The sequence below is a fragment of the Leyella stercorea genome (assembly GCF_021531655.1).
On the sequence record NZ_JADYUF010000013.1, the window covers coordinates 41,929 to 62,518 of the forward strand.

Genomic DNA, 20,590 nt, shown 5'->3' on the forward strand with positions numbered 1-20,590 from the left:
CGTTTGAGAATAAAAAGTACAAAAAAAGCATAGCTTATGAGCAAGAAGAAAATAGGATGGCGGATTGTGTTTCTGCTGTTTCTCATCATTGCAACAATCAACATCGTACTGCAGCAACGCAACACACCCTATCAGCACGACGAAGGACAGGTGTTCGGCACATACTACCACATCACCTATCAGAACGACACTTCGCTCAACGGAGACATCATGGCGGAACTGAAGAAGGTGGACGATGCGCTGTCGATGTTCAACAAGAACTCGATAATAGCACGCATCAACCGTGGCGAAAACGCCGAGACCAACAATATGTTCAACCGCGTGTTCAAGCTGGCTGAAGAAATATCCGACAACACCGACGGAGCGTTCGACATAACCGTGGCTCCGCTTGTCAACGCGTGGGGATTCGGATTCAAGACGGGCGCCCCTCCCACCCGACACGCCATCGACTCGCTGCGCTCTGCAGTGGGATACAAGACAGTAATGCTGCGCGACAACCGCATATTCAAGCAGAACCCGAAGACCATGCTCGACTTCAGCGCCATTGCCAAAGGCTACGGCTGCGACGTCGTGGCTTACCTGCTGGAACGGCGCGGCATCGAAAACTACATGATTGAGATTGGCGGCGAAGTGGTGACACACGGCATCAGCGAGAAACGATTGCCATGGAAGATTGGCGTAACCAAGCCCACAGACGACTCTACCGCCGTTGACCAAGAACTGCAGACGGTGCTGAACGTCAAGGATATGGCTATGGCAACAAGCGGCAACTACCGCAACTTCTACTATCGTGGAGGCAAGAAATACGCCCACACCATCGACCCGTCGACGGGCTATCCAGTGCAGCACAACATACTCTCAGCCACCGTTCTTGCCAAACGATGCGCCGAAGCCGATGCCTACGCCACGGCATTCATGGTGATGGGACTCGACAAGGCTAAGAAAGTGCTCGACAAGCATCCCGAACTCATGGCATACCTTATATATAGCGACCATCAGGGACAGCTGCAGGTATGGTACTCGCCATCAATGAAGGGCAAGATTCTGAAATAGAAACAAGTATCGACAATGAAGCTATACGACAGCCTGCAAAGTTCGCCCCTATTCCAAGGACTCACCAGCGACAATCTGCTGCAAATCATCGGACAGACCAAGTTCACATTCCGCAAGATTGCCGCTGGCGACATTATAAAGAAAGAGGGCGAACAATGCAACCGCCTTGCGCTTGTCGTCAACGGACAAGCCAAGTCGATAGCATACGCCGACGACCACGGCTACTCGATTGAGGAGAACGTGGCAGCGCCCTATACGCTGCAACCCGAATGTATGTTCGGACTGCAACTACATTACACACGCACCTTCATAGCCACTACTACATGCGACATTGTGGAGATAGACAAGGACGACCTGATGCGCATATCCGACGAGTTCATCATATTCCGAATGAATCTCGTCAACTACATCTCGGCTCTGTCACAAAAGACCACACGCAAACTATGGCACCCCATACCAGCCGACGCACACGACCGGATAGTACACTTCATCAAGACACACTGCTCATCGCCCACCGGACCCAAAACAATGCGAATCAAAATGACACGCCTTGCACAAGAAACCGGACTGGGCAGACGTGCCGTGTCGGAAATTCTCAACACAATGCAAGACGAAAACCTGCTAACATTCAGCCGAGGAATAATCGAAATAAATCATATCGAAGCACTAACATAATATAAGTTAAAAACCCCTACTACAATATTTGCATCTGTAATATTTTCCGTAAATTTGCATATTGATATATCACACAGATTTTTTAGGATTTAGTATGTTGGAAAATAACACAAATACTCCGGAGAGAAAGAATCCATTCTTTGAACCTTACAACACCCCGCACGATACAGTTCCATTCAACCGCATCAAGACTTCTGACTACGAGGAAGCCTTCATGGAGGGTATCCGACGCGACGACGAGGCTATCGAAAAACTCGTGAACGACCCCGAGCCTCCTACATTCGAGAACACCATAGTGCGCGTTGACAATGAGAACGGCGAGGGATATTACGACCTGCTATCACGCGTGTCGACCGTATTCTCGTGCATGCTCAGCGCCGAGACATGCGACGAATTGGACCAACTGGCGCAAAAACTCAGCCCTATCCTGACCAAGCACGCCAACGACGTGAAGCTCAACCGACGCCTGTTTGAGCGCATCAAATACGTATACGAACACCATCGCGAGCTTACCGCCGAGGAGCAGATGCTTCTCGACAACTGCTACGACGGATTCGTACGCAGCGGTGCACTGCTAGACGACGAGGGCAAGGAACGTCTGCGCAAGCTGACTGAAGAGGCAGGCATGCTGTCGCTGCAGTTCTCGCACAACCTGCTTAAGGAGAACAAGGCTTTCACACTCAACATTACTGACGAGCAACAGCTCGACGGTCTGCCTGAAACGGCCCGCGAGGCTGCCGCCCTTGCAGCCAAAGAGGCTGACAAGAAGGGATGGCTCTTCACACTCGACTATCCCAGCTTCTCGCCGTTCATGACCTACAGCACCCAGCGCGAACTGCGCAAGCAGCTGTATATGGCACGCAACACCGAGGGAACGCACGACAACAGCGAGAACAATCTTGAAATATGCAAGCGCCTCATCAATCTGCGCCGCGAGATAGCCCAGCTTCTGGGCTACGAGACATTTGCCGACTATGTGCTCGTTCATCGCATGGCGTCGAACGTGGGTAATGTATACAAACTGCTCGACGACCTTATTGAGGCCTACAAGCCTACTGCCATTGAGGAGGTGAAGGCAATAGAACGCGAGGCAAAGGATGCCGAGGGCGACGGCTTCGAACTCGAACCGTGGGACTTCGGATTCTACTCGCACAAGCTGCAGATGCGCGAGTTCAACCTCGATGCCGAGATGCTGCGCCCCTACTTCGAACTGTCGAAAGTGATTGATGGCGTGTTCGGACTCGCCACACGCCTATACGGCATCACATTCAAGGAGAACAAGGACATTCAGGTGTATCATCCCGACGTAAAGGCATACGAAGTGTTTGACAAGGACGGCTCGTATCTGGCTGTGTTCTACGCCGACTTCCATCCGCGAAAGGGCAAGCAGGGCGGCGCATGGATGACTGAATTCCAGGGTCAGTGGATCGACCGCAAGGGCGTGAACGTACGTCCGCACGTAAGTGTGGTGATGAACCTGACCAAACCCACCGACGAAAAACCGGCTCTGCTGACGCTGGGCGAGGTGGAGACATTCCTGCACGAGTTCGGCCACTCGCTTCATGGCATGTTTGCCAACACCCGATTCGAGAGCCTCAGCGGTACCAATGTGTGGTGGGACTTCGTAGAACTGCCGTCTCAGTTTATGGAGAACTATGCTGTCGAAAAGGAGTTCCTGCGCACCTTCGCGTTCCACTATCAGACGGGCGAACCGATGCCCGACGAACTGATAGAACGCATCGTGAAGAGCCGCAACTTCATGGCAGCATACGCATGTATGCGACAGGTGAGCTTCGGATTGCTCGATATGGCTTACTATACAAAGAAGGATGAGTTCAAGGACGACATCATACCGTTTGAGAAGCAGGCTTGGGCTAAGGCACAGGTGATGAAGCAGCTGCCCGACACATGCATGACAACACAGTTCTCGCACATCATGGCGGGCGGATATGCTGCCGGATACTACAGCTACAAATGGGCTGAAGTGCTCGACGCCGACGCATTCAGCGTGTTCAAGCACAACGGCATATTCGACCAAAAAACTGCACAGAGTTTCCGTGACAACATCCTCTCAAAGGGTGGAACCGAACATCCTATGACGCTATATAAGCGCTTCCGCGGACAAGAACCAACAATCGAAGCATTACTCGAACGCAATGGAATCAAAAAACAATAAAGACAAGCAACTCAGTCTCGACCTGCGCTACCTCCGTATGGCTCGTATATGGGCAGAAAACAGCTACTGCCAGCGACGCAAGGTGGGCGCGCTCGTCGTAAAGGAGAAAATGATAATAAGCGACGGCTACAACGGTACGCCAAGCGGATTTGAAAACGTATGCGAGGACGAAATGAACGTCACCAAGCCTTACGTTCTGCACGCCGAAGCCAACGCTATCACAAAACTGGCACGCAGCTCGAACAATAGCGACGGAGCTACGCTCTACGTCACCGCCTCTCCATGCATAGAATGCGCCAAACTGATAATCCAGGCTGGCATCAAACGCGTGATATATGGCGAACAATACCGTCTCACCGACGGTATCGACCTGCTGAAGAGAGCCAATATAGAAGTTAAATATCTAAATCCGGACGATTATGAACATGAAAACGTCTAACCGGTTCATGCCGCTGATAATGGCAATGTGCGTTGTCATCGGCATACTGATTGGCACTTTCTACGCCAATCACTTCTCGGGCAACCGACTGAACATCATCAATTCTGGTTCGAACCGACTGACCAATCTGCTCCACCTCATCGAAGACCAATATGTAGACAAGGTGAACATCGACTCGCTCGTCGACCAAGCCATACCACAGATACTCTCCGACCTCGACCCGCACTCGGTGTACATAAGTGCAAAGGATGCGCAGGCTGTGGCAGACGACCTTAAGGGTTCGTTCTCGGGTGTGGGCATAGAGTTCACCATTCGCAAGGACACCATCCATGTTCAGAACGTGGTGCAGAACGGACCTGCCAAGAAGGCAGGCATCCTGGCTGGCGACAAGATTGTAAGCGTAGACGGCAAAATGTTCGTTGGCAAGATTGTTACGCAGGAAGAAGCCATGCGAAGACTGAAGGGTCCGAAGGATACAAAGGTGAAAATCGGCGTTGTACGCTACGGACAGAAAGGTGTAAAATACTTCACCGTGACACGTGGTGACATACCACAGAAGAGCATCTCGGCAACATACATGATCGACGAGAACACTGGCTATATCAAGGTGAAGAGTTTCGGAGAGACCACTTACCCAGAAATGCTCATCTCGCTTGCCCAACTGTCGCAGGAAGGATTCAGCAATCTCATCATCGACCTGCGCGACAACACAGGCGGATACATGAACTCGGCAGTACAAATGGCGAACGAGTTCTTGCCAAAGAACAAGCTGATAGTGTACATGCAGGGACGCAAGTCGCCACGTCAGGACTTCCGCTCTGACGGACATGGCTCGTACCAGAAGATACCGCTCATTGTTCTTATCAACGAGGGTTCGGCATCAGCATCCGAAATATTTGCCGGAGCCATGCAGGACAACGACCGTGCCACTATCATCGGACGCCGCTCGTTTGGCAAGGGACTCGTCCAGCAGCAGCTCGGATTCCCCGACGGCTCTATGATACGACTCACCATAGCACGCTACTACACTCCTTCTGGACGCTGCATACAGAAGCCTTTCAGAGCTGGCGACAACAAGGACTATGAGGAAGACATCCTGGCACGCTACCAGCACGGAGAGTTCTTCTCACAAGACAGCATCAAGCACCACGGCCCGGCTTATCACACAAGCATCGGACGCACGGTGTATGGCGGTGGTGGCATCACTCCCGACATATTCATTCCGGAGGATACTCTGGGCATGACATCATACTATAAGGCGGCTGCCATGACAGGTCTGATTCTGCAATTCGCCTATACTTACACCGACAACAACCGTCTGAAGCTTAACAACTTCCACGAAATGATGGACATGGTGAAGTATCTCAACACACAGAATCTCGTGGACAAGTTCGCTACGTATGCCGACAAGAACGGACTGAAGCGCCGCAATCTGATGATACGCAAGTCGCACAGCCTGCTCAACCGCTATCTCAACAAGCTCGTGATATACAACATGCTCGACGAACAGGCACTGACACAATATCTCAACCTTGACGACCCGACCGTAACAAGGGCTCTTCAGGTGTTTAAGAACAAGACTGCGTTCCCCAAAAAGCCCATCAAGAAAAACAAGAAATGATAACCAAACTACAACTCAGAAAAGAGATTAAAAACAGCAAACGACAATTCACCAGCCAGCAGCTGCGTGAATTGTCGTTTGCTGTTATCATACGTCTACTCTCCCACCCTCGTGTAAAATCCGCCAAAACCATAATGCTCTACCACTCACTGCCCGATGAAGTGGACACCCACACCATCGTCGACTCGCTACTGATGAGCGGCAAAACCATTCTGCTGCCACGCGTTACAGGCGAGGGAACTATGGAACTGCACCGATACAATGGCCCGAACGACTTGCAGATTGGAGCCTACGGCATTATGGAACCAACGGGAGAACTCTTCACCGACTATGCCAACATAGAACTGGCGATAGTGCCTGGCGTTGCTTTCGACCATGACGGCAACCGTATGGGACGTGGTAAAGGCTACTACGACCGTTTTCTGCCGCTCATACCCGATACATATAAGATAGGTGTTTGCTTCCCGTTTCAAATGACAACGTCCATCCCAGCCGAGGAACACGACATCAGGATGGACGAAATCATCACTTCACAATAATTATTTCAGACGATTACTTCTGCGACACGCGCACATCAGTAATCTTGCTCTTGAACGCTCCAGCCTTGGCAAGGGGGAATACGAGTGTGCGCTGATAGTACATTCGGGTCTGCGGATTGTACATCACCGGCTGCCAAGCGTTCTTGTCGCCGTTCTGGAATGTAGTACGATCAGATGCCTTCATAGCGTAGATGGTGAGCGGACCAAGTTCTTCCTTCAGCTTGCCGTCTACATAAAGGCATGTCTTGGTGTTGTCGCCGGTTATCGAGATGCTCACCTTCTTGCCTTCGGGTATCTTGTAATTGAACTTGTTGAGATAGCCCTCGCGTGCAAATCCCAACTTACCTTCCTCTGGATCGGCAAGATAGAATGTGGCATTCTTCGACTCAAACAGCACAGTTCCTTTCTCCTCGGCAGCGCCCTTGATATTGAAGTCGACACGATAGCCATAGCCCACTTCTGTCTCGCCAGTAGTCTGACCTGGCTGAAGCTTTGCTATGCTGAATGTCTTGCCCTTAGTCCATCGTGCAGCCACGTTGACACCAGGTGCCTCGCTGAGCTGGTGGCGAAGAGTGTTGAACTCGGCATAAGGCATTGACGTCTTGGCTCCACGCCAGAACTTCACAGCAAGAGTCTGCAATGCAGGATACAGACGGTCGTGAATGTCCTTCACGCTGATGCCATTGCCGGCATGGTCGTTCCATACGGCAAACATACCACCAAGAATAGCCGGGTCGTGCTCGTCAAACTTCTCGTTGCCTATCTGTGCCGGTGTCCATTTGTCGTAGAGATATTCGCAGTTGAGATAGTCGTAATAGTAACCAGCAGCCGGAACTATGTATGTAAGTCCGTCGGGGATGCTGATGAGCTTATAGCCCTGTCGCTTCATCTCCTTAGGGTCGGCATAGCCGTTGTACCAGCAGCTCATTATCACATTGTCCGACTTCACCTTAGTGTCGCCATTGGCATGAGTAAGCGCTCCCCAAAGAGCAGCCTGCTTGCCGAACGACTCTACATATTTAATATAGCGGTCGGTGAAGTAGCGGAACTTCTCTACCACTTCCTTCTTCGCATTCGAGTATTCGTCGGTACCGATGTGCACCACCTTGCCACGGAATACGGGGTTCTTGCCCTCAAGATACTCCTTGAAGAGTCCGTCGACAAACTTATATGTCTCGGGATTGAACAAATCGAGATGGTCCATGCCATACTCCTTTGAGCCGATTTCCGGTTTGTAGTGAGTGAAAGCCAATGTATGGGCAGGCACGTCAATCTCAGGAATGATGTCGACGCCATACTGCTCGGCAAGTTTCTGAAGGTCGATGAATTCTTTCTTAGTGTACGATCCGTCGCGTGCTGTCAGTCCGGGATAAGTGTCACACTCCAATCGAAATGCAGCCTGAGTCTTGTCCCAATCATTGTCGAAGAACTGACGGAAACCGTTGTCGTTTAGATGAATCTGCAAGGTGTTCATCTTATAGTAAGCCATGGTCTTGACAAGCGAACGCAGATAGTCCATCGGGATGAACTTACGACCGCAGTCCATCATAAATCCACGCAAACCATACTCAGGCGAGTCTACAATATTGCCCTTTGGCAGTGAGCCGCCGTTGGATTTATTCTGCTCTGCCATCTGCAGCACAGTACGTGTGCCCCACTTCAGTCCTTTGACTGTAGCAGCGCTGACTGTAGTAACATCGCCGATATTGATGCGGTAGCCTTCCTGACCAAGTGCCTTGTCAGCCTTGAGCACAAGTACAATATCGCCCTTCGAAGGCTTGCCATTCTTCAATGTGAGCTGAGCCCCCATCAAACTGCCATAGTCGGCGGCAAACATCTGTCCTACTTCAGTGGCAGCCTTACCACCCTTTACGATATACTTGCCCGAAACGGTCATCTGACCCTCGGCACCGTGCCATTCCTTCAGTTCGGGAACTACAAAAGGTTTAGGATTCACTCCCGCCCATGCCAGAGCCGACGTCGCGCAGAGACATAATGTAAGCACCATGCTCTTGGCGCTGAAAAAGATTTTTCTCATATTATTGTTTTAGTTGACATTGTTTTAGTTACTAACATTCTTATTTAGGTTGCGCATAGAATATGCACGTACAAAGTTAGCATATTTTTTCCAATCTATAACGGTTTTGCGGTAAAAAACCTTATTCAGCGGTAAAAGCAAATAATGCCGTAAGTAAAACGACTGTTTTACTCACTACTTTCAAAACGACTCCTTTTGCTGCTCAAAACGACTCCTTTTACAACCCAAAAGGACTCCTTTTGCATCCTAAAACGACTCCTTTTACAATCCAAAACGACTCCTTTTGAATACATGAACAATTCCATGGAGGTGTACACGTTGCAAAATTATATAAAATAGAAGTCTATCTGAAAACTTTTGAGTAACTTTGCACAGATTTTGCTATACTCTATTAGCGTACACCATCTGTACGCCACACATTATTATATAATATGAACAAGAGATCCAATACATCGATACAAATGATTGCCGACTACGACGGCGACATAAAGAACCTGCTCAATGTGGAATTTGAGGGTACACTTCCCGTACTTGCCACTCGCAACGTGGTGATTTTCCCGGGAGTGATATGCCCCGTCATTGTAGGACGCAAGCAAAGTCTGAAGTTGCTCAAAGACATCAGCAAAGAGCGCGATGCCGTGTTTGCTGTGTTCTGCCAGAAAGACCCTAACGTGGAACTGCCAGGTGAAGGCGACCTCATTGAATACGGCGTATATGCCAAACTGGTGAAGGTGCTCGAAATGCCTGGACCAGGCAACAACGTGACAGCCATAATACAGGGACTGGGACGTTGCCACCTCGACGAACTCGTCAGCAACAAGCCGATGATTCTCGGCAAGGTCAGCCCTGCCATGGAAGAAATGCCCGACGAGAACGACACCGAGTTCAAGACCGCAATGGATGACCTGCGCTCAAATACTGTAAAGTACATACAGATGAACGAGGAGCTACCCGACGAGTCGCAGTTTGCACTGAGCAACATCTCTAACGACGTGATTGCTGCCGACTTCGTGTGCTCAAACCTGCCATTCAGCCTTGAAGACAAGATTTCGCTCATCACTACATCAAGTATCAAGGAGCGCGTCATCGGCGTGCTGCGCGTGATGCACAAGGAAATGCAGCTGCTCGAACTCAAGCAGAACATACGCTCGAAGACTCGCGAAGACCTCGACGAACAGCAGCGTGAATACTTCCTGCAGCAGCAGATTAAGAACATCAAGGAGGAATTGGGCAACGGTGAGGGTTCGCCCGAGCGCAAGGAGCTGGAAGAAAAGGCTAAGACAAAGCTCTGGAGCGACGACGTGCAGAAAGTGTTCCGCAAGGAACTCGACAAGCTCGACATGCTCAATCCACAAAGCCCCGACTACAGCATTCAGTTCAACTATCTGCAGACAATGATCAATTTGCCTTGGGGCGAGTACACCAAGGACGATCTTGACCTGAAGCGTGCGCAGCGCATACTCAACCGCGACCATTACGGAATGGAGAAGGTGAAGGAGCGCATACTCGAATATATGGCTGTACTGAAGCTCAGAGGCGACCTCAAGTCGCCCATTATCTGCCTCTACGGACCTCCGGGAGTGGGCAAGACATCGCTCGGCAAATCGATTGCAGCAGCCATGAAGCGCAAGTATGTACGCATGTCGCTCGGCGGACTACATGACGAGAGCGAGATACGCGGACACCGTCGCACATACATCGGAGCTATGCCCGGACGTATCATCAAGAACATACAGAAGGCAGGTTCGTCAAACCCTGTATTCATACTCGACGAGATTGATAAGGTGACACAGAACACCGTCAACGGCGACCCGTCATCAGCATTGCTCGAAGTGCTCGACCCCGAACAGAACAACGCCTTCCACGACAACTATCTCGACGTTGACTACGACCTCTCGAAGGTGCTCTTCATCGCTACAGCCAACGACCTCGGCAGCATACCAAAGCCACTGCTCGACCGTATGGAACTGATTGAGGTGAGCGGATACATCACTGAGGAGAAGATAGAGATAGCCAAGCGCCACCTCATTCCGCGCGAGATTGACAACTGCGGACTGGCTGCCAAGGAAGACAAGCCGACGTTCAACAAGGCTGCCATAGAGAAAATCATCGAACAGTATACACGCGAGAGTGGTGTGCGGCAACTCGAAAAACAGACGAACAAGGCGCTGCGTAAACTGGCTTATCGCAAGGCACTCGACGGACAACTGCCATATGAGAAGATTACTCCAAACGAGATTGAGGACCTGCTCGGCAAACCGCCGTTCTATCGCGATATCTATCAGGGCAATGACTACGCCGGTGTAGTGACCGGACTGGCATGGACCAGCGTAGGTGGCGAGATACTCTTCATCGAGACTTCGCTCAGCAAGGGCAAGGCTGGCAAGCTGACACTCACCGGTAACCTCGGCGACGTGATGAAAGAGTCGGCTGTGATAGCCCTCGAATATGTAAAGGCACACATCGACACTTTGGGCGTCGACTACCGCATATTCGACAACTGGAACATACATATCCATGTACCCGAAGGCGCAACACCAAAGGACGGACCGTCGGCTGGTATTACTATTGCCACCTCTATAGCCTCAGCTCTTACACAGCGTAAGGTACGTAAGAACACAGCTATGACCGGTGAGATAACACTGCGCGGCAAAGTACTGCCCGTAGGTGGCATAAAGGAGAAGATACTCGCTGCCAAGCGCGCCGGCATAACAGATATAGTAATGTGCCGCGACAACCGCAAGGACATTGAGGAAATACCCGAAATCTACCGCAAGGGAGTGCAGTTCCATTATGTCGAGAACGTGCAGGACGTATGGCAGTTTGCACTCACCGACACATTGGTAGACAATCCGGTAAGCTTTAAGATTGACGACGAAAAGAAAGAAGACAAATGACATTTGAACTACAACATACCGACCCGTGCAGCGACGCACGTACCGGACTCATAACCACCGACCACGGACAGATAAAGACCCCTATCTTTATGCCCGTGGGAACCGTTGGCTCGGTCAAGGGAGTACACTTTCAGGAGTTGCGCGAGCAGGTGAAGGCACAGATAATACTGGGCAACACCTACCACCTGTACCTCCGTCCCGGACTTGACACACTGCGCAAGGCTGGCGGACTGCATAAGTTCAACACATGGGACCGCCCGATTCTTACCGACTCGGGTGGCTTTCAGGTATTCTCGCTCACCGGTATACGCAAGCTGCATGAGGAGGGATGCGAGTTCCGATCACACATCGACGGCTCTAAGCATATATTCACACCTGAGAGCGTGATGGACACTGAGCGCATTATCGGAGCCGACATCATGATGGCATTCGACGAGTGTCCTCCCGGTGAAAGCGACTATGAGTATGCCCGCAAGAGTCTGCAACTCACACAGCGATGGCTCGACCGCTGCTTCAAGCGTTTCAACGAGACCGAACCGCTCTACGGTCACAAGCAGAGCCTCTTCCCTATCGTGCAGGGATGCAAGTATAAAGACCTGCGTCGTGATGCAGCCAAGTATGTAGCCGACAAGGGTGCTGACGGCAACGCCATCGGCGGACTGGCTGTAGGCGAACCTACAGAGGTAATGTACGAGATGATAGAGGTGGTCAACGAGATTCTACCCAAGGACCGTCCACGCTATCTCATGGGCGTCGGTACTCCACAAAACATTCTTGAAGCTATAGAACGCGGAGTAGACATGTTCGACTGCGTAATGCCTACCCGCAACGGACGCAATGCCATGCTCTTCACCTACAACGGCACGATGAACATGCGCAACAAGAAATGGGAAAACGACTTCTCACCCATCGACCCCGACGGATGCGACATCGATCGTCTGCACTCAAAGGCTTATCTGCACCATCTCTTCAAGGCCCAGGAACTTCTGGCAATGCAGATAGCAAGCATTCACAACCTCGCCTTCTATCTGCGACTCGTCACCGACGCACGCCAGCACATCGAGCAGGGCGACTTCGTGCAGTGGAAACGCAGCGTCATAGACAATCTCGGAAGAAGAATTTAGTTTTAGTAGGATGAAAAGAAAGAACATAAAGCGGATGCGCCACCTGCTGCATGCAGCACGGTGGATGCACAAGCACACGGCATGGATACGCAGAGCAGCTATGTGGACTGCACACAAGCTGAGATTTCTGCGTGTGCTCGGCGTGCTCAATCCGCTGCGCTACATCAAGACACTCGACTGGTATATTATACGCAAGTTCATCGGAACGTACATCTACTCCATTGCGCTCATCATATCAATCAGTATCGTATTCGATGTCAACGAGAACCTCTCGAAGTTTACGCAATATCATGCGCCACTTAAGGCCATTGTATTCGACTATTACGCCAACTTCGTACCATATTTCGCCAATCTGTTCAGTCCGTTGTTCGTATTTATTGCCGTGATTTTCTTCACGTCAAAACTGGCGTCCAACTCCGAAATCATCTCTATGCTCGCTGCTGGCGTTTCGTTCAAGCGACTCATGCGACCATACATGATTTCGTGTGTACTCATCTCCTCGCTCTCGTTCTTCCTTGCATCCTACATAATCCCACACGGCACAATCGTCAAGCAGAATTTCGAGTCGATGTACAAGAACAAGAGGCTCAACACCTCAGCCGACAATGTTATGCTGCAAGTAGACCGTGGAGTGATTGCCTACATACAGCACTATGACAACAACTACAAGAAAGGCTACGGATTCTCGCTCGACAAGTTTGAGAACAAGAAACTCGTAAGCCACCTCACAGCTATGGAGGCGCAGTATGATACCATCAGCGACTCCAAGTATCATTGGACCGTAAGCAACTGGAAGATACGCGAAATGCGCGGACTTAAGGAGCACATCACCAGCGGCTCAAAGCTCGACACCATGATAGTAATGGAACCAACCGACCTGGTATACTCAAAGGGTCAGCAAGAAACATTCACATCGCCTGAACTTAAGGAGTACATCTCAAAGCAGATAGACCGAGGCAGTAGCAATGTAGTGCAGTATCAGGTGGAGTATCACAAACGAATAGCATCCTCATTCGCTTCATTCATCCTCACCATAATCGGTGTCGCGCTGTCGTCACGCAAGCGGAAGGGAGGTATGGGTATGTATCTCGGCATCGGTCTGGCACTCAGCTTCGGCTACATTCTCCTACAGACGGTGTCATCTACATTTGCCATCAACGCCGGCATGCCACCAATGCTTGCAGCATGGATACCAAACATCACATTCGCCATCGTAGCATACTTCTGCTATAGAAAGGCACCAAATTAAAATGTTGAATTAGGAATGTGGAGTGTTGAATTGTCGGCTTTGCCGATTACAAATTAAACAATGTTGATTTAATTAATTGCCACTCAACACTCCACATTTCAAATTCAACATTGCGGTCATACCGCAACTATTCAACATTCAACACTCAACACTCAACATTTCTAACAATGTATTTTGACGAAACACAACTCAACGACCATGTGCTTGATGCACTATACGACATGCGCTTCGACGTGTGTACTCCCATACAGGAACAATGTATCCCGCCAATACTCGAAGGTCGCGACCTTCTTGGCGTAGCTCAGACAGGTACCGGAAAGACCGCTGCCTATCTGCTGCCTATCCTCTCGCGTCTTGATGACGGCGGATTCCCAAAGGACGCTATCAACTGCGTCATAATGAGCCCTACACGTGAGTTGGCTCAGCAGATAGACCAGGCCATGCAAGGCTTCGGCTATTATCTCGATGGTGTTAGCAGCGTGGCTGTATATGGCGGCAACGACGGCAACCGCTACGATCAGGAACTCAAGAGTTTCCAGATGGGTGCAGATGTGGTTATTGCCACTCCCGGACGCCTCATCAGCCATATTTCACTCGGTTCTGCCGACCTCAGCCGCGTAAGTTTCTTTGTTCTCGACGAGGCAGACCGTATGCTCGACATGGGATTCTCTGAAGACATAAAGATGATTGCAAGCAAGTTGCCCCCTACTTGCCAGACTATCATGTTCTCGGCTACTATGCCCGAGAAGATTGAAGAACTAGCCAAGACTCTGCTCAAGAACCCCGTAGAAGTGAAGATAGCCGTAAGCAAGCCTGCCGAAAAAATCAAGCAGACAGCCTACGTTTGCTATGAAACACAGAAGATTGGCATCATCAAAGACCTTTTCCGCAAGGGCGACCTCAACCGTGTCATCATTTTCTCTGGCAAGAAGCAGAAGGTGAAGGCCATCAACCGCACTCTGCAGCAGATGAAGATTAATTCGGGTGAGATGCACTCTGACCTTGAGCAGGCCGAACGCGACGAAATTCTCTATAAGTTCAAGACCGGACAGATCGACGTACTCGTAGCCACCGATATCGTAGCACGTGGCATCGACATCGACGACATAGCTATGGTCATTAACTTCGACGTACCACACGACCCTGAAGACTATGTTCACCGCATTGGACGTACAGCACGTGCCGAGCGCGACGGTGTTGCAATCACCTTCGTAAGCGATGACGAAATATACAGCTTTAAGCAGATTGAAAAGTTCCTCGATCGCGAGGTGGAGAAGGTGGCACTGCCCGAAGGATTGGGCGAAGCACCCGACTACAATGCTCCTCGAGGCAAGGGCAAGTCCGACCGCAACAACCGTGGCCGTGGTAGAGGCAAGAAACCGACAACTGACAAGCAGGCTGCTGAAGGCGAGAAGAAGCCTCGCAACAACCGCCGACGCAAACCACAGAATGCTGACAGCAACGCTGAGCAGTCTGCTAACACCACAACGGGCAATGCCGAGCAGCCAACAACCGGCAACTCACAACAACCAGACAACTCAAACAACAAAGCTGACAACACCCAGCCCGATGGCGAGAAGACGCCGCGCAACAAGCGCAACCGCAAGCCACGCCGCCGACCAGAGAACGGTGAAACAACTGGCGAGCAAAATAACTCAAACGAGCAGAAGACAGACAAGGAACAGAAGCCGCGCAACGAAAAGAAAACTCGTGGCGAACAAAAAACTCGTGGCGAGCAGAAGTCAGACAACGAACATAAGTCAAATAACGACAGAAAGCCAAACAACCGTAAGCGTCAGAACACTGAACAGAAGTCTGAAGGCGAGCAGAAGCCACGTCGACAACAACAGCGCCGCAACAGCCGTAAGCCTAATACTCCCAAGGCAGAAACTACGCCAAACGTGCCCGCTGTAAAGCAAACAAGTGCTATCACAAAGATTCTGACAAAACCTATCAGCTGGCTAAAGTCGCTCGGCAAAAAGAAAGACTAAAGTATATTAGATACGAAATAATATAGTTCTTTAGATATAACCCTCTAAACGGGGCAGAACTCCACACCGGTTTTCTGCCCCGTTTTTTTTGCAATCTATTTTTAGAATAAATTTATAGCTGACAATAATATACAATAAGTGAGACACTTTATACAATACGTTTATTTAGATACATAAATCTATATGTATTGTTGGAAAAAACATATACCTTTGCATGAGCGCAGTTGCCAAGGTTGTTGGTGCTTTGGTCGTACTGCTCTGAACAAAAGTAATAAAACCATAAACAGATGGAATGGCTTAATATCTCGACATCTATCGAACTTGTCAGTGTACAACAGACGATATCGTTTTCGTTCAAGCAGACGGGAACTACTCAGATGTATACCTATTCAATGGCAAACCTCACAAAATGACGTTCAAACTCAAATTCTTTGAGGACGCCTTCTTGCAATTACAATACAACTTTTTCATAAGAGTTGGCAAAAGCCTTATTGTAAATAAGAAATACATCTACGTTATAAATATTAGCACGCAGGAATTGCTTCTGTCCGGTTCACGGCTTAGTGTTGAATTCAAGCTCAGAGCCTCAAAAGATGCTCTGAAAGAATTGAAAGATCAAATATAATTGGAGGCGACGCTCGAGCAGGAAAAGAATGTCACTACTACCGGAGCTGACAGAGAGAAGAAAAACAACAACGTATTTAAATAATAGCACTATGAGTTATATAGAAGATAACTTTAACGAGAAGCCGGTTATTGTCATTGACGAAAAACCGGATGTTGTTCCTGGTCAGACGGAAGGTGAAGTGCCTGTGATGATCATTGAGAACGACAACGATAGCGATGAAAACAATACCATAAACATAACCACTACTAAAAATATGAGATGGTTATGGATGTTAGGCTCTATACTAGTAGTAATAATTACTACTATAGTTTTAGCATTGGGATATAAGTATTATCGCACCTATATAAATATAGGAGTACCTGTGTCCGTGAAATCAGCGGAGAACATAAAGAAGCTACAGAGCCCCGCAAGTCATGTTACACCAGAGGTGATAATGACAAGCGACTCTATACTTGGCGTAGGTATGAACATTTACGAGCTGCGCGGACTGAAAGCCGAGATTTCATTCTCACAGCCAGATTCTACTGATACCGAAGTCTATCTCTACAGTCGCAGCTGTGATTTTACAAGCTACGACCCACACGAAAACCGATACCTCGGCAGCCTTGTTGTTAATGGTAAGGAACTGGCTACAAACATAAGCCGATTGGGATACTGTGCCATGGCAAACAACAATGTAATGATAGGTGTAGCAAGAGACGAAAAGGTGAAAGATTATTGTATAGAGAATAGAGGCAGCTTCTTCCGCCAGTTTATTCTTGTTTCAAACGGTGTGCTGCCATCCAGATTCTATCTACACGGTAAGGTGGAGCGTAGGGCTATTGGTCGCATCGGCAACAAACTCTACTATATTGAGAGCCATAACAAAGAGGCGCTTTGGGCTTTTGCCGATGCTTTACGCGAATATGGCTTCATTGATGCCATCCACATCACCGGCGGAACGGACTACTGTTATTACCGCTCCGCAGATGGTAGATTGCATGATATTGGTGATGCAAACCAAAAGGGCAAGAAGCATAAGGGACAAGGAACCATACCTTGGCTGGTATTCAAAAAAAGATAAACATTTGTTGCCATTTACTCATGCTCAAGTTACGACGATAACTTCCCTATCAAATCTCCAGCTGCGGCAGATGGTCGACAAGTATCTCGGTATGGCCTGCATCCCGAATGAATGTTCCCATATCGGTCAGTGTAACTTCTGTTCCTGTCTTGCTGTTAGTTGCACTAAAGAAGCTGCGTCCATCGGCTTTTAAGTTAAGTCGTATAGTCCAATCCGCCACGTGAATAGTGCCGTCTTTAGTCAGACGAGGCTTGCGCACTTTACTATCGGCAGAATGTGTGTCGATGATAGTAGCAAAATGGCAGCAGCGGGTCTTGGCTGTGGAAGCGGTGAAGTGCCAATGATTGGGATTAGAAGCATAGCGTCCGTCTGCATCACCCTTAAGCCAATTGTCAGCAGGTACGAAGAATTGCGATGTTGTGTCGGCAGTAAGAGCTGTAGAGGCGTAAAGCCAAGCATCGGAAACACCACGAGCATAGTTTATGGCACGTACGTGTAGTGCTTGCGACTCATGACCAATAGTCATCGGATGCAACACTGTGTGCAACATATAACTCCACACTACGGGACGGTCGGCCTCCAGTTCGTCGTATACAAAGACAAGTCCTGAGGTTCCAAGTTCTACAATATGGCGGCGGTAAGTGGCGAGATGATTCACATCCCATCCAGTACGTGGCGAAGTCTCTACTCCTGACTTGCGCAGACGATCGGTCCATAATGGAGACACCACCTCGCCATAAGCGTTCGAAGCATCGCCGAGCACGTAATTCACATTACTACCAGTATAATAGCGTGGTATCCACCCGTAACCCTCAATACCAATACGCTGGCCCATACCGTCAACAAGGATGGTATTATGGGCACGTGTGGCACGATGGCATAGTATGGAGTGGCGGTCGACAAATGAAGTATGATGACCACTGCTATAAAAGAGCGGCTGGCCACCGTAGAATGTATTGAAAGCATTCTGATTGGCAAGTGCATGCGATGTCGAACCATATGGACTTGAGCGGAATGTCAACATAGCATTCTGATGCCAATCAGTCCAGTCTGTATGGAAGGCTGCCAGTCCGCTCTCGGGGAACACGTATTCCGATGGTAGAGAATCAAGTCCGACACCTTCGGGTAATGGGCGTTGACACTGCAAGCGAAACCATGCCAAATCTCCCGACTTGCCAAGAAAAGACCTCTTCAGATAGTCGGGGCGCACAGCGAGCGTGCGGCGCACAAAGTCGGCAGCATAAGTGTCGCCAGTGAGTCGGGCCAACGCATCAAGATAACCTATGCGTGTAGCGCTAGGCTCGAGTACACGCTGATGAGAACTGCCATTGCCTCCAGACTTGCTGAATGGCGGTTGCTCGAAGATTGTATACATTATATTACGACGATACCATGGGTCGCAGAAGAAGTCGTAGCCCGTGAGACGGCTGTATAGCCAAGGCACCTCAATGAGGGTGCGACAGTTGACCATAAAGTATGAGTCGCCATTGTGCCATGCCCCGTCGGTGTTTAGAGCAGGCATACGCGCCACCCATACGTTGTAGCAATACTCAACCCACATAGCAGCCCGTGGCAACTCGCCGTAGGTGGCAAGCGCAGCCATAGTCAGAATGCGAAGCGTCATCTGCCAAACATGGTTGTCTGCAATGTAGTTTTCCAGATGATTGTTGTATAGAGCGTACATCTTTCCTGCCTTTCGGTCGATGGCTTGCAGCAGAGCGGTGCGTTGTTCCGTGGTGAGCACGTCATAGAACGAGTCGTATGCCATAGTACATAGCGACAGAAGCGAAGCGTCGTTGAAGTCGCCCTTGACATTGACATCCTTGTCCCAATCAACCATTGTAATAATGCGTCGTGTTGCCTCATGAGCATAGCTTACATCACGTGTGAGCAAATAGGCATAAACTAAAGCATTGCATCCCGACTCCTCACCGCCAATAATTCGTCGACTCTCGCGCGTAAGATATGCCTTACGCTGCACGGCATTGGTGAATTTGGACAGTTTCGAAGTTGCAATATCGGCAGTTGACTTCATCGGTTTACGCATCACTTTCTGTGCCTTGTCGATATACCACTTGCGTTCGGGACGTCCCTTAGTATTAAGAACGAACGAATTCCATGTATCGCGAGTGGTAAGAATGCGCGGATGCGAATCTGGCAAACCCTCCACCACACTACTGAAGGGCGGTGGACAGAAATGGGTTGGTGACGATTGGGCTACTTTAAAACTATTTATGTCCGACCACTTGACGCTACCATCTTCGGATACATATCCATACCGCCAATACCACATACCCGGGGCAAGGTCGGTATCAGGATTGTACATAGGCCAGAAAGTTTCACGCTCAGTACATGCGGTGGCAAGATGTGAGTCTTGCGAATAGCGCAAACGATAGCGGAATGGAGCGTTATCGGCGGTAGGCCACTGAAACGACACCTTACGCTCACTGACGGTGCTGCCATCAGCCGGTAAAGGTGTTATGCGCTCCTCGTGCATGAGCATAGGTTCGGTAATCCGTATGCGACTCTGTGCAGTAGCTTGCTCCACACTTGCCATTGCAAGCGTAGCAGAGAGAACTATATGCAAGAATGAATATATAATATATATAAGCTTAAATATTTTCATAGCTACAAAAGTAGTCTATTTAATATAAAAAAGAGTACTTTTTCAGAAGAATATCGAAATTCGAACTAAAAACTAAAAGCAATTATTACAAAATGAAGAAATAAATCTTATTGTTCATTGTCTTTGCGTGCATGTTGGTGCAGGGCGTATTTGCCCAAGCACAGAAGGAAGAAATCAACAAACTAGCCTTCGAACTGAGATGGCAGCTACACCGTTACAAGTGGTTTACACTGATGGACAAGGTTTACCGACTCACTAAAAATGAAAAGTATGCCACGGAATGTAAGGCAGAAAAACTACCTCCTCACCGACGTGCCGACATCTATCATCGACACTTCCGCCCCTACAATACGTACAAAATACAACGAGGACAGCAACGTGCTTATCCATTGCACAGCCGACCACAATGTACAACTGAAGCAGGAAGAGGGATTCTACTCACTATCAATACCCCAATCAACTACGCAAACT

General features: G+C 49.4%; 14 protein-coding genes and 1 pseudogene. 13 read left to right on the forward strand and 2 right to left on the reverse strand.

The window, feature by feature from the left end; translation table 11 throughout:
- The first annotated feature begins 36 nt into the window (after positions 1–36).
- The 6 genes from I6E49_RS05415 (at position 37) to I6E49_RS05440 (ending at position 6,503) form a co-directional block, all read left to right on the forward strand.
- Positions 37–1,053 (forward strand): FAD:protein FMN transferase, encoded by a 1,017-nt coding sequence (locus I6E49_RS05415; RefSeq protein WP_235400891.1) that lies wholly within the window; start codon positions 37–39, stop codon positions 1,051–1,053.
- A 15-nt stretch (positions 1,054–1,068) separates the two neighbouring features.
- Entirely contained in the window at positions 1,069–1,728 is a 660-nt protein-coding gene (locus I6E49_RS05420; RefSeq protein WP_235400892.1) for a Crp/Fnr family transcriptional regulator, read from the forward strand.
- Positions 1,729–1,822: 94 nt separating this feature from the next.
- Positions 1,823–3,904, forward strand: a complete 2,082-nt coding sequence (locus I6E49_RS05425; protein ID WP_235400893.1) for a M3 family metallopeptidase — start codon at positions 1,823–1,825, stop codon at positions 3,902–3,904.
- The gene (locus tag I6E49_RS05430) at positions 3,885–4,343 is read left to right on the forward strand and encodes a dCMP deaminase family protein (protein WP_235400894.1); all 459 of its coding nucleotides are present in this window, start codon (positions 3,885–3,887) and stop codon (positions 4,341–4,343) included. The genes I6E49_RS05425 and I6E49_RS05430 overlap by 20 nt, the downstream gene beginning before the upstream one ends.
- Positions 4,324–5,964: a S41 family peptidase gene (locus I6E49_RS05435; RefSeq protein WP_235400895.1), complete on the forward strand. Its 1,641-nt coding sequence runs from the start codon at positions 4,324–4,326 to the stop codon at positions 5,962–5,964. The genes I6E49_RS05430 and I6E49_RS05435 overlap by 20 nt, the downstream gene beginning before the upstream one ends.
- Positions 5,964–6,503 carry a 5-formyltetrahydrofolate cyclo-ligase gene (locus tag I6E49_RS05440; protein ID WP_235393520.1) on the forward strand — a complete coding sequence of 180 codons (540 nt, stop codon included), beginning with the start codon at positions 5,964–5,966 and terminating at the stop codon, positions 6,501–6,503. The genes I6E49_RS05435 and I6E49_RS05440 overlap by 1 nt, the downstream gene beginning before the upstream one ends.
- Positions 6,504–6,516: 13 nt before the next feature.
- Here I6E49_RS05440 and I6E49_RS05445 read toward each other — a convergent pair whose 3' ends face one another.
- The gene (locus I6E49_RS05445; protein ID WP_441006961.1) at positions 6,517–8,541 is read right to left on the reverse strand and encodes a family 20 glycosylhydrolase; all 2,025 of its coding nucleotides are present in this window, start codon (positions 8,539–8,541) and stop codon (positions 6,517–6,519) included.
- 431 nt (positions 8,542–8,972) lie between these two features.
- On the opposite strand from I6E49_RS05445, the gene lon reads away from it, so the two are divergent.
- The 6 genes from lon (at position 8,973) to I6E49_RS05470 (ending at position 17,493) form a co-directional block, all read left to right on the forward strand.
- The gene (gene lon / locus I6E49_RS05450; protein ID WP_235400896.1) at positions 8,973–11,438 is read left to right on the forward strand and encodes an endopeptidase La; all 2,466 of its coding nucleotides are present in this window, start codon (positions 8,973–8,975) and stop codon (positions 11,436–11,438) included.
- On the forward strand, positions 11,435–12,562 hold the full coding sequence (gene tgt / locus I6E49_RS05455) for a tRNA guanosine(34) transglycosylase Tgt (protein WP_235400897.1): 1,128 nt from the start codon (positions 11,435–11,437) through the stop codon (positions 12,560–12,562). The genes lon and tgt overlap by 4 nt, the downstream gene beginning before the upstream one ends.
- 10 nt (positions 12,563–12,572) lie before the next feature.
- On the forward strand, positions 12,573–13,811 hold the full coding sequence (locus I6E49_RS05460; protein WP_235400898.1) for an LptF/LptG family permease: 1,239 nt from the start codon (positions 12,573–12,575) through the stop codon (positions 13,809–13,811).
- A gap of 167 nt (positions 13,812–13,978) precedes the next feature.
- A complete protein-coding gene (locus I6E49_RS05465; protein WP_235400901.1) occupies positions 13,979–15,802 on the forward strand; it encodes a DEAD/DEAH box helicase in 1,824 nt (607 codons plus the stop codon).
- Between the two features lie 310 nt (positions 15,803–16,112).
- Positions 16,113–16,427 carry a LytTR family transcriptional regulator DNA-binding domain-containing protein gene (locus I6E49_RS14575; RefSeq protein WP_367997632.1) on the forward strand — a complete coding sequence of 105 codons (315 nt, stop codon included), beginning with the start codon at positions 16,113–16,115 and terminating at the stop codon, positions 16,425–16,427.
- 91 nt (positions 16,428–16,518) lie between these two features.
- Positions 16,519–17,493 (forward strand): hypothetical protein, encoded by a 975-nt coding sequence (locus tag I6E49_RS05470; RefSeq protein ID WP_235400902.1) that lies wholly within the window; start codon positions 16,519–16,521, stop codon positions 17,491–17,493.
- A 49-nt stretch (positions 17,494–17,542) separates the two neighbouring features.
- Here the strand turns inward: I6E49_RS05470 and I6E49_RS05475 are convergent, their stop codons facing one another.
- Positions 17,543–20,050, reverse strand: coding sequence for a DUF4962 domain-containing protein (locus I6E49_RS05475; protein WP_441006962.1), 2,508 nt, complete (start codon positions 20,048–20,050; stop codon positions 17,543–17,545).
- A 260-nt stretch (positions 20,051–20,310) separates the two neighbouring features.
- Here I6E49_RS05475 and I6E49_RS14735 point away from each other — a divergent pair.
- Positions 20,311–20,400, forward strand: a pseudogene (locus tag I6E49_RS14735) (heparinase II/III family protein); the annotation flags it as partial.
- Positions 20,401–20,590 lie beyond the last annotated feature (190 nt).